Source organism: Rugamonas apoptosis, assembly GCF_014042355.1.
GTDB classification, from domain to species: Bacteria; Pseudomonadota; Gammaproteobacteria; order Burkholderiales; family Burkholderiaceae_D; genus Rugamonas; species Rugamonas apoptosis.
Genome location: NZ_JACEZU010000045.1, coordinates 1 through 404, shown reverse-complemented (window position 1 = coordinate 404; position 404 = coordinate 1). Strand labels below are relative to the sequence as shown.

Sequence of the window (404 nt, the reverse complement as noted above, 5' to 3'; positions counted from 1 at the left end):
ACCTGAACGACTTCGACGAAGCCGCGCTGGCCCCGGCCAGCTGGGAGCTATCCCGCTTCCTGGTCAGCCTGCTGGTGGCGGCACGCGTGCTGAACGTGCGGCGCGCCGACGCGACTTTCCTGTGCCAGCGTTTCCTGGACACGTACGCGGCGGAGCTGGCCACTGGCAAGGCGCGCTGGCTGGAACGGGCCACCGCCCGCGGCATGATCAAGGATTTGCTGCGCGACATACGCACCCGCTCGCGCCCAGCCTTTCTCGATCGCCGTACCGACATCCGTAGTGGCAAGCGCAAATTGCGCCTGGACGGCATCAAGGCCTTGCCAGTGGGCGAGGCCGAACGCGCCCGCGTCACCACGCTCATGGAGCGGTACGCCGCATCCCAATCCGATCCCAGGTTCTTCAAG

Annotated in this window: 1 protein-coding gene; it reads left to right on the top strand. The window is 67.1% G+C overall.

What is annotated here, in order from left to right; all coding sequences use genetic code 11:
• The coding region (locus H3H39_RS27355) for a DUF2252 family protein (protein WP_182157695.1) at positions 1-404 on the top strand (404 nt) is incomplete at both ends.